Consider the following 10341-nt stretch of genomic DNA (forward strand, 5'->3'; position numbering starts at 1 on the left):
CCTGATGAGCAACGTGGAAGCGGAGCCCTCGGCGGTGCGGTGCGGGGCGCGGGTCGACGACAGGCGGCGCACGGCGGCGCCGCGTGTCGACGTGCTCTCCGCACGGGAGGTCCCCCTGGGCGGCCCGCGTGCGATGCCCGTACGGCGTACGCTGCCGCAGCGGGCCCGGTCGCTGATCGGCGCCTGGTGTTTCGCGGACCACTACGGCCCGGACGACGTCTCCCTGACGGGCGGCATGGACGTCGCCCCGCACCCTCATACCGGCCTCCAGACGGTGAGCTGGCTCTTCAGCGGGGAGATCGAGCACCGCGACACCCTCGGCAGCCACGCCTTCGTCCGGCCCGGCGAGATGAACCTGATGACCGGCGGGTACGGCATCGCCCATACGGAGGTCTCCACCCCCGGCACCACCGTCCTGCACGGCGTCCAGCTGTGGGTGGCGCTGCCCGAGGAGCACCGGAACACCGCACGCGACTTCCAGCACTACGTGCCCGGGACCGTGCGGCTCGACGACGCCGAGATCAGGGTCTTCCTGGGTTCACTCGCCGGCGACACCTCCCCGGTGCGGACCTTCTCGCCCCTGCTCGGTGCCGAGATCAGCCTCGCACCGCAGTCGGAGATCACTCTCCCCGTGGACACGGCCTTCGAGCACGGCCTCCTCGTCGACAGCGGGGACGTCCGCCTGGCCGGCACCGCGCTCGCCCCGGCGGAGCTGGGCTACGTGCACCCCGGCGCCGACTCCCTGACGCTGGTGAACGAGTCGGACGGACCCGCGCGCACGGTACTGCTCGGCGGTACGCCGTTCGACGAGGAGATCGTCATGTGGTGGAACTTCGTCGGTCGCAGCCACGAGGACATCGTGCGCGCCCGCGAGGACTGGGAGGCGTCCTCCGACCGCTTCGGCGCCGTCGAGGGCTACCCGGGTGACCGTCTTCCCGCGCCGAGCCTGCCCAACGCCGTCATCACGCCGCGCCGGAACCCTCCGCGCCACTGAGCGCCGCAGAGCACGACGGCGCCCGGCGCGCCCCGTTTCTCAGCCCTCCGTCAGCCCCCGTCAGCCCCCGTTCTCCATGTCGCAGCACCCTTCCCGTCGCATATGGCGGCTGCCAAGGGTGGGTGTGCGCGTCCCACAGGCCCGGGATCCCGTGCGGTCGCTCGCGTCGACCCGTCGCGCGGCCCTCCGGCCGGTGCGGTGCGGGACGACCTCCACGACCCGGCCGTCACGGGCCACGACATCGATGTCCTCGCGGACCTGCGACCCGGTGCCGTCCCAGAAGCGTCCCGCGCGTACGACCGTGTCGGCCGGCCGCGGCCGGCGGTACTCCAGCGGGACCCGGACGGTACGGGCCTGACCGCCGTCGACGCCGACCAGGCGCAGGCGGCCCGCGGAAAGGTACAGCAGGGTAAGGGAGATCTTCACCCCTGGGTGAAGGGTGGATCATCGACCTCACCCCGCGACCGTGCTGCTTCCTGCCCTAACCTATGGCGGGTGAACGCACCGGGGGACATGGTCGACGGACGCTTCGAGCTGATCGAGCGGCTCGGCAGCGGGGGGATGGGCACCGTCTGGCGGGCGCGGGACACCGTGCTCCACCGCGACGTCGCCCTGAAGGCCGTACGCCCGGACGCCGAGGCGTCCGAGGCCGTACGGGAACGGGTGATGCGCGAGGCGAGGGCGTTGGCCCGGCTCAACAACCCCTATGTGGTGACGATCCACCAGATCGTCGAGGTGGACCCCCATCCGTGGATCGTGATGGAGCTGGTGCCGGGCGTCTCGCTGCAACAGCGACTCACCGAGGGCCCGTTGGCACCGGCGGAGGCGGCACGCGTGGGCCGTCAGCTGCTCTCCGGGCTGCGTGCCGCGCACGCCGCCGGCATCCAGCACCGGGACGTGAAGCCCGCCAACGTGCTGCTCCGCCCCGACGGCACCGCCGTCCTCACCGACTTCGGCATCGCCGCCCTCCAGGGCGCGAGCGCGCTGACGGTCACCGGTGAACTCGTCGGCTCCCCCGAGTACATGGCGCCCGAGCGTGTCCGTGGCCACGGCGACGACCCGGCGGCCGACCTGTGGTCCCTGGGGCTCGTCCTGTACGTCTGTGTGGAGGGCGTCAGCCCGCTGCGCCGCGAGACGACCCTCGCCACCCTCGCCGCGGTCCTGGACGACCCCGTGCCCCCGCCCGTACGCTCCGGCCCCCTCGCTCCCGTACTGCAGTCCCTCCTCGTACGCGACCCGGCGGCACGGCCCGGCGCCGGGCAACTGGACGCGATGCTCGCACAGGTCGAGTCCGGCGCCGCACCGCACTGGGCCCGGCCGACGCAGACGGTGACACCGGCTCCGCCGCCTGGGCCGTTCCCGACGCCGACTCCGACGCGGCTGGACACTCCGCGTCCCAGCAGCCCGTCCCGTGGCCGTAGGCCGATCCTGCTCGCCGCCGTCTCGGCCGTGCTGGCGGTGGGCGTGGTCACCGCGCTCGCCCTCACCGTGTTCACACCGGACGACGGCGAGGGGGACGACAGACAGACGGTCGGAGCGCAGGGAGGCTCCAGGACCACCGCCTCCTCCTCGGCTCCGGCCGACCCCACCCCGACCCCGACGCCCGGCGCGACACCGACACCCACTCCGACCCCGACGCCGGCCGCGCCCGAGCCGCCGGCACCCTCGCCCTCCGCCCCGGCCGGAGACGGCCGCTGGATCGCCCAGCTGCACTCCGAGCCGATTTCCACGGGCACCGCGGTCCGCGACCAGCGCCTCGCCCGGGTACGCGAGTCGGTCCCCGAGGCCGTCTTCGTCCGCAGCGACGACTACGCGTCACTGCGACCGGGCTACTGGGTGATCTACGCCCCGGGTCCGTTCACGGACGGCCGCGCGGCGCTGACCTTCTGTGCAGAGCGTGGGCGTACCACGGCGAACGACTGCGTGGGCCGCTACCTGAGCACCAGCCCGGCCGACTACGCCCTCCAGTGCCGGCCCCCGGCCACGAGCCCGACGGGGCGCTGTACGCGCGCGACGTAGAGGTGGGTGAGGTCCGGGGTGCGGGTCACGACCGTTGCCGGGGAAACGTCTCCAACGCCCGCGCCAGCCCCGCCGCATCCGTACCGACCTTGCGGTACACCAGGGACAGCAACTGCCGAACCCCTTGCTCGGTGCGCCGCAGCTCCTTGGCCACCACCGCCACCGGCTTGCCCAGCGCGGTCATCTCGGCGGCCCGGCGTTCCTGGGCCGAGAGGGTGTCAGTCTGGGCGTAGCGGAGGGGCAACGGCCGTAGCCCCGCTGCCGAGAGCTCGTCCCGGGCTCGCGTCGCCAAGGCCTCCGCACCGCAGTGCACCGCGCATTCCAGGCCCTGGTAGAGCCGGTCGGCGGCCTCCTGCACGCGGTCGCTGCGGGACAGCGCAGCGCCGTGCCCGACCAGCGCGCGAGCCAGTTGGTACGCGGCCGGCGACCGCTGGAGCTGGTCCACGGCCTCGGCGTAGACGTCCAGGGCGGCGGTCCCGCCGGTCACCTCGGCCTCGGTGTGCAACGCCTGGCCGATCGCGGAGGCCGCGCCGAAGTCGCGGGCCCGCTTGACGGCGTCCCGGGCGAGCCGGACCGCCCGGTCGGGCGCCGTCGGCGCGACGGCGTACGCGAGGTTCGACTGCCACGGGCACCAGGCGGGATTGCGCCAGGCCCGGGCCTCCAGCCGGTCCCCGAGGGTGGTCAGCACCCGCTCCGCATCGGCGTGCCGGCCCTCCGCGAGGAGCAGCTCGGAGTAGACCGCGTGGGGGTCCGGGTAGATGACAGCGTTCGGTGCGACCTCGCCGTAGTGGTACGCGTCGGCGAGCGTACGCGCGTCGGTGGTGCGGCCGCGGGCCAGCAGTGTCTGGATGAGGATGCCGACGGCGAACCACAGGGCCGGTACGGCACCCTCGACCTTCTCGGCGATGCGCAGTCCGTCGCGGACCAGGTCCTCCGCTTCGGCGAGGCTGCCGCGCCGGTAGCGGATGTAACCGGACAGGGTGTTGCCGAGGGCCAGGTGGGACCCGCGCCAGCCTTTGGCGACGCACTCGGCGATGCCCCTGGAGAACAGCTCCTCGGCCCGGTGCGGCTGGTCGCAGTACATGAACACGAGGGCGACCGAGACGGGCACCTCGAAGCCTCGGTTCTCGTCGGTCCAGCTCATCCCGTCACGCAGCGCCTCCTCGGCCGTTCCGAGGACGGTCCGGCGGGGCTCGCCGCGCACCAGCGCGTCCCAGGCGCGCAGGCCCAGGATGTAGCGCTCCTCCAGGCCACGGCCCGGAAGCTGCCGGGCAAGCTTGGTCAGCCTGCGGGAACGGACGGGCGAGTCGGGCTCGTCGGCGCGGAACATGCTCCAGACGAAGTGATCCGCCTGCATGCGCAGCCTGACGCGTGCGTTGGGGGTCTGCCGCGCTTCCTGCTCGGCGACGGCCGCCGCCTCCGCCATCTGGTCCGTGTGGGCCAGCGCCTGGGTCAGCCGGTAGACGATGGAGGCGTGCAGCTCGGGGGCGACCTCGGGCTCCGCCAGGGCGTCACGGAGATGGTTGACGGTCGACGCGGGGTCGATCAGGAAGGTCGAGGACGCCAGCTCGTTGAGGAGTTCGGCACGCTCATCCAGGAGGGGCGGTTCCTGGAGTGCTCGGCTCAGGACCCGACGGGCGGCTTCCGGAGCACCGGCGCGCAGGTACTCGCGGGCGGCCTCGCGCAGGCACGCGACGGCTTCCGCGTTGCCTTCGGCGGGAACCTCCAGCAGATGCCGCGCGGCAGCGGTGGGCCCGAGCCCCGCGGCCCGGACGGCTACCGCGGCGGCGTTGTGCAGGCCGACACGCAGGTGAGGGGGGATGTCCCGGTAGATCGTCGTGGCGATCAGCGGGTGGACGAACTCCAGGCCGCCGTCCGGCCCCGCGGCCTTCGCCAGGATCCGGCGCCCGCGCAGCTGCTCCGTCGCCACGGCGGCCTGCTCGCTGCCGATCACCGCGATGGTGGCCGCGAGTTCCGGCGAGATGGACGTGCCGAGCACGGCGGCGGCCCACGCGAAGCGGACGGTGGTCGTCCCGAGCCGCCTCAGCTGGTCGAGCAGCCCGGGTCCCTTCACCGCGGAGGCGAGACCACGCATAGCGGGCAACTCCTCCTGAGTGCCCTTCAGCCCGTTCTCACCGAGCCGGATGGCGAGCTCGACGGTTTCGAAGGGGCTCCCTCCGGTGACCGTCCAGCATTCGTCGCAGAAGGCGTCCTCGGCTCCGTCCCCCAGTTCATGCCGGATGATCCGTGCCACGGCGACCGCGGTGAGCGGGGCCAGGGCGTAGGGACGGTTGCCGTGACCCTCGAAGAGGGAGCGGAACGAGGCCGCCTCCGGGGGCAGTTCGTCGGGGCGGTAGGCGGCGATGATCAGCAGCGGAAGGTCGGCGGTGCGCGGCGCGAAGGAGGCGAGCCAGCCCAGGGACTCGGCGTCGGCCCACTGCAGGTCGTCCAGCAGCAGGACGACGGGCCCCTTCTTCATGGTCAGACGCGTCATGACCCAGTCGAGGCCGTCGCGCACGCCGGTCGGGTCCGGAACCGGCGCGGTGCCCGCCGCCTCCAGCCCGAGCGCGGTCGCGACGATGTCGTACCAACTCCCCAGCAGCTCACGCCGGGTGGTCTCGTCCATCGCCGCGAGGGTGGGTTGCATGAGCTGGCGCACCACGCGGAACGCCAGTTCATGCTCCGTCTCACCGCCCATGCCGGACAGCACCGTGAACCCCAGAGCGCCGGCCCGGGCGCGGGCCTGGGCCACGAGCGTCGTCTTGCCGAGCCCGCCGGAACCGGTGAAGGCCAGCAGTCCGCCCTGCGGCGTCCGCGACACACCGTCGACCGTGTCGCGCAGGTTGGCCAACGACGCGTTCAGCGCCAGGAGTTCACGGTGACGCTCCAGCAACGGCTGGTGCTCGCTGTTCGGTTGTCGCAGCCCATTGGCCATGTGCTGTACCCGAATTCCTGTCGTCGGCCCTCGGAGGACAGCGCCGAGCGTACGCGCACACCGCTGCGCCATGGCCAAACCTGAGCCCGATGACGACAGGGATGGGTGAATCCTCCGCCCTGTCGGGTTCGACAGGCTTTTTCGGGGTAGTTTGGATCGGATCGGCTCTCTGCGAATGGCGTCAGGGGGCCGTCGGCGGACCGTCAGAGGACGGCGGCCGTTGTGGCCGTGTCCGCGTAGCGTGGCACGGTGCGGGACCAGTAGTAGCAACCGCGGATCCAGCCCGCCATGCCCTCCACATAGGCGACGCCGGCCGCGCTCAGTTCCGGTCCGATCTCCGCGCGAAGCCGCTCGAATTCCTCGATGGTGCCGTTGATCTGGCGGATCGCCAGCATGACGGCCTCGGGCAGTGAGCAGCCGTACGCGCGTTGGTGGGCCAGCGCCAGATTGATGACCCCGCCCTCGCGCTGCTCCTTCACGGCGGAATACAGGTCGGGTATCCACACCGCCGCGTCGGCCGACAGGCGCCCCAGCCGCCGCATGACGGGGTGATGGAGTTCCCCGGGGTCGAGTTCATGGGGCGCGGCGGCTTCGCACAGCGGATAGAACGGCTCGACACCCGCGATCAGCGCGCGTATCGAGCTGCACAGCCTGATGCGTACGGGAGACGTCAGCGTCTGGGCCACCGATTCGTACAGCAGACCGTGCACGTACTCACGGGAGTTCCACGCCCATCGTGCGGCCTGGGCCGGTGTGCACCGCTCCTGGACCCGCCGGTAGAGGTCGGCCAGGGCCGCCCCGAGCGCGGTGCTGGGAGGCTGGTCGTCGCGGAGGATGCCGATGCTCTCGCTCAGCATGGGCAGCAGCCGACCGGGCCGTCGGCGGCCGACCTCCTCCGCCCGGTCGTCGAAGATGAACTGGTAGGCGATCTGGTCGGCCACGAGCTGGAGCACGTCGGCGGCCATCGTCGGGCTGTTGCAGGCCGCGAGTTCGGCGGGCCGGGTGCGGACGATCATCTCCGCCGTGGCGGGATCGTCGTTCAGCCCCCAGGTGCGCAGCCAGGAGTCGACGCCTGCCGCGGCCTCGCGTTCATGGGGATTGATCGAAAAGGGGAAGGGCATGTAGAGGGTGGTCTCGATCAGTTCCTTGAGTGTGCCCGCCGGAATTCCGCTGCCGCACGCGACGGGTATTCCCTCATACGTTGTCGACACCGTTGTCACCTGCCATTCGGTTGTGGTGGCTGTGATGACGCGGCTCGCAGAGCATCATCAGGGACCTCGGACCCAATGTCATTGCTGGACGCGGCCGGCTTTCCTGTCCCGACGCCGGGCGCAAACGCCAGTGAGCGGCAACCGTCGCGACCCCGACCATCGCCTCCGCGACGGCGAACCGGTCGCCGATGCATTTGCGGTTCCCCGCGGCGAAAGGCAGCATCGCGCCCTTCGGTACGGCCGACTGCCGCTCCGGCAGCCAGCGTTCGGGAAGAAACCGTTCGGGCTCGGGAAAGGACGCCGGATCGTGGTGCAGGAGATAGGGGCTGTACAGAACCATCGACCCCCGCGGCAACCGCCGCCCGCCGAGCTCCGTCTCGCGCGTGGTGATCCGGGTGAACAGCCAGCCGGGCGGCCGCGCCCGCAGTGTCTCGGTGACCACGCACCGGGTGTACTCCAGGCGCGCCAGCTCCTCGTGACCCGGCGCGCGTCCGTCGGGGAGCACCGCGTCGACCTCGCGGTGCAGTGCGCGCTCCGCCTCCGGGTTCTCCGCCAGCAGGCCGAACGCCGAGGCCAGACACATCGCCGTGGTCTCCACCCCGGTGAGCAGGAGGGTGAGGATCTGGTCGTGGATTTCCCGGTCGGTGATCCCTGAAGGCTCCTCGCCATCCCCCTGAGGGGCCCCGTCGCCCTTCTCGACCCGCGCCGCGAGCAGGGTGCCCAGGAGATCCTCGCGCGGCGGAGCCGCCCGTCGCTCCGCGATGATCGCGTCGATCAGTCCGTGCAGCCGGCGCAGCGCTCCCCGGTAGCGCCGGTTCGCCGGCGTGGGTATCCGGAAGACGGCGTCGACCGGCACGACCGTGCGCACGAACAGGCCCCGGACCACGGCGGCGAGGCACTCCCGCACCACGGCCGCCCGCTCGGCGTCCAGCGAGCCGGAGAAGAGCACCCGGCTGGTCACCCGCGTCGTCAGGGTCATCATCGCCCCGGTCACGTCGACCTGTTCACCCGCCCGCCACTCACGGCACAGCGCCCCGGCCTCCTCGGCCATCAGCGCGGTGTACGCGGCGATGCGTGACGGATGGAAGCCGGGTTGCAGGAGCGTGCGCTGGCGGCGGTGCTCGGACTGGGGGCAGGTGACGATGCCGTTGCCCATCAGCGCGCCGAGCCGGTCGTACTGCGTGCCGCCCTTGTCGAAGGTGTGGGGGTCCATGAGCATCCGGTGGACCAGCTGCGGATCGCAGAGCATCCAGGCGCGCTGCGGGCCGAGGCGTAACTCGACCAGATCCCCTTGCGCGGGAAGGGAATTGAGAAAGTCGAGCGGGCGGTGGAACAAGGCAATAGCATGACCGACGGATGGGAATATGCCTGGTGCAGTACCCACCCTCGATACTCGCGTCGGATCGGTCACGGCACCGCTCATCGAATACCCCCTGCCTCAGCGGACACACGGAAAGCCGGTGACTGCCCACCGGCCCCGCTCTTGAATCTTTGTCCTGCCCAGTGCAACCCGGGATCGGCCCCTCGAATACTCTTTGGCGGGGGCGCACGGGAGCACAAAGAAGCGCCGGTGAACGGCAGTGGATATCGCTTATACGAATCGACTATTGACTTCTGCGGAATGCGGTGTACCGCACGCCGGGGGCCTCAGCGCCCCGGAGCCCCCACTCGCAGCCCGTCCATCACGAGATCCAGCAGCCGGGTGGCGCGCGGTTGCCAGTCGGTGTGGGGGTCGAGCTGCCAGAGGCCGGAGATGGCGAGGATGAAGTCGTCCGCGGACACGCCGGGGCGGATGGTGCCGGCCTTCTCGCCGGCGCGCAGCAGGAGCTCGGCGGCGGCGATCACCGGGGTGGGGCCGGGCTTCTGTGCTCCCGGCGTGCCGGTGGCCTGCCGGATCGCCTCCGCCAGGCCCGCTTTGGTCATGGCGAACCGGGCGAGGTGGTCCATCCACGCCCGCAGTGCCTCGTCCGGCTCCCGGCTCTCCAGCAGCTCGGTCGCGCTGTCGGCGACCTGCTGCATCTCGTGCCGGTAGATCTCCAGGACCAGTGCCTCGCGATGGGGGAAGTTCCGGTAGAACGTGCCCTGCCCCACGCCCGCCTTCTTGGCTATCGCGCTCAGCGGAGCGTCCGGGCACCGGGTCAGCTCGGCCACCGCGACCTCCAGGATGCGCTCCCGGTTCCGCTGGGCGTCCGAGCGCTGGGGCCCCGCCTTCTTCTCCTGCACTCGTCCTCCCCGCGGGTCGTGTCCCCAACCCGGTCTTGCTAAGCGGACAACTGTCCGGTACGTTTGGTGATAGTGGACAGCTGTCCGGTTAACACCACCATAGCGGCGAGCGAGCGGTTTTCGCCATGTACAGCGCCATCACGGCGTCTTTCCCCACTCTCCTGCTCCGTCTCCCGACCCCTTCTCCGCCCTCGTCTCCCTCATTCTTCCTCGTCCGCGTGCCTCGGATACGTGAAAGAAGGCTGATCATGGCCCCCTCGACGTCCAGCGCCATCACCTTGAACATCAATGGCGAGAAATATCCGCTGTCCGTCGACCACCGCACCACCCTGCTCGACGCCCTGCGCGAGCGCCTCGATCTGACCGGCACGAAAAAGGGCTGTGACCAGGGGCAATGCGGTGCCTGCACCGTCCTGGTCGACGGCCGCCGGGCGGTGTCCTGTCTGCAGCTCGCGGTCGCGGCCGACGGGCGGGAGATCACCACCATCGAGGGCGTGGCCGACGGTGATCGGCTGCACCCGGTGCAGCAGGCGTTCCTCGACCTCGACGGCTTCCAGTGCGGCTACTGCACACCGGGACAGATCTGCTCGGCGATCGCCGTCATCGAGGAGCACACGGCCGGCTGGCCGAGCGCCGTCACCGACGACATACGGCCTGAAGCGGGACCGCCACCCCTGACCCCGGAGGAGATCCGGGAGCGGATGAGCGGCAACCTTTGCCGCTGCGCCGCCTATGTGTCGATCGTCCAGGCCGTCGGCCGCGCCGCCGACGAGACCAGCGGGTCCCGCGAGACCCACCGGAGCAAGGAGGCGGCTGCCTAATGCTGAAGTACAGCCACGAGACGCAGTTGGGGCCGGTTCTCGTAGGGACGGCGGTCGCGGAGGATGGCGTAGAGGACGTTCACGCGGCGTCGCGCCAGGGCGATGAGGGCCTGGTGGTGCCGCTTTCCCTCGTTCCGC

7 protein-coding genes and 2 pseudogenes are annotated in these 10341 nt (G+C 71.3%); 3 read left to right on the top strand and 6 right to left on the bottom strand.

Going from position 1 to position 10341, the window contains the following annotated elements; genetic code table 11:
* Positions 1-4: 4 nt before the first annotated feature.
* Positions 5-994, top strand: a complete 990-nt coding sequence (locus ACFV6X_RS32360; RefSeq protein WP_385389700.1) for a pirin family protein — start codon at positions 5-7, stop codon at positions 992-994.
* A gap of 52 nt (positions 995-1046) precedes the next feature.
* Here ACFV6X_RS32360 and ACFV6X_RS32365 read toward each other — a convergent pair.
* A pseudogene (locus ACFV6X_RS32365) lies at positions 1047-1405 on the bottom strand (amidohydrolase); the annotation flags it as partial.
* An 84-nt stretch (positions 1406-1489) separates the two neighbouring features.
* Here ACFV6X_RS32365 and ACFV6X_RS32370 point away from each other — a divergent pair.
* Entirely contained in the window at positions 1490-3013 is a 1524-nt protein-coding gene (locus ACFV6X_RS32370) for a serine/threonine-protein kinase (RefSeq protein ID WP_385389701.1), read from the top strand.
* Positions 3014-3038: 25 nt separating this feature from the next.
* Here the strand turns inward: ACFV6X_RS32370 and ACFV6X_RS32375 are convergent, their stop codons facing one another.
* The 4 genes from ACFV6X_RS32375 to ACFV6X_RS32390 form a co-directional block, all read right to left on the bottom strand.
* A complete protein-coding gene (locus tag ACFV6X_RS32375; RefSeq protein ID WP_385389703.1) occupies positions 3039-5948 on the bottom strand; it encodes an ATP-binding protein in 2910 nt (969 codons plus the stop codon).
* A gap of 203 nt (positions 5949-6151) precedes the next feature.
* A complete protein-coding gene (locus ACFV6X_RS32380) occupies positions 6152-7159 on the bottom strand; it encodes a (-)-alpha-amorphene synthase (protein WP_385389704.1) in 1008 nt (335 codons plus the stop codon).
* On the bottom strand, positions 7143-8582 hold the full coding sequence (locus ACFV6X_RS32385; protein ID WP_385389705.1) for a cytochrome P450: 1440 nt from the start codon (positions 8580-8582) through the stop codon (positions 7143-7145). Before ACFV6X_RS32385 ends, ACFV6X_RS32380 begins: the two co-directional genes overlap by 17 nt.
* Before the next feature lie 224 nt (positions 8583-8806).
* Positions 8807-9382 (bottom strand): TetR/AcrR family transcriptional regulator, encoded by a 576-nt coding sequence (locus tag ACFV6X_RS32390; protein ID WP_385389706.1) that lies wholly within the window; start codon positions 9380-9382, stop codon positions 8807-8809.
* A gap of 248 nt (positions 9383-9630) precedes the next feature.
* Here ACFV6X_RS32390 and ACFV6X_RS32395 point away from each other — a divergent pair, with 248 nt between their 5' ends.
* Positions 9631-10203: a (2Fe-2S)-binding protein gene (locus ACFV6X_RS32395; protein ID WP_385389708.1), complete on the top strand. Its 573-nt coding sequence runs from the start codon at positions 9631-9633 to the stop codon at positions 10201-10203.
* Here ACFV6X_RS32395 and ACFV6X_RS32400 read toward each other — a convergent pair.
* A pseudogene (locus tag ACFV6X_RS32400) lies at positions 10200-10341 on the bottom strand (IS110 family transposase); the annotation flags it as partial. The gene ACFV6X_RS32395 and the pseudogene ACFV6X_RS32400 sit on opposite strands and share 4 nt — an antisense overlap.

Source organism: Streptomyces sp. NPDC059861 (assembly GCF_042731435.1).
GTDB lineage: Bacteria > Actinomycetota > Actinomycetes > Streptomycetales > Streptomycetaceae > Streptomyces.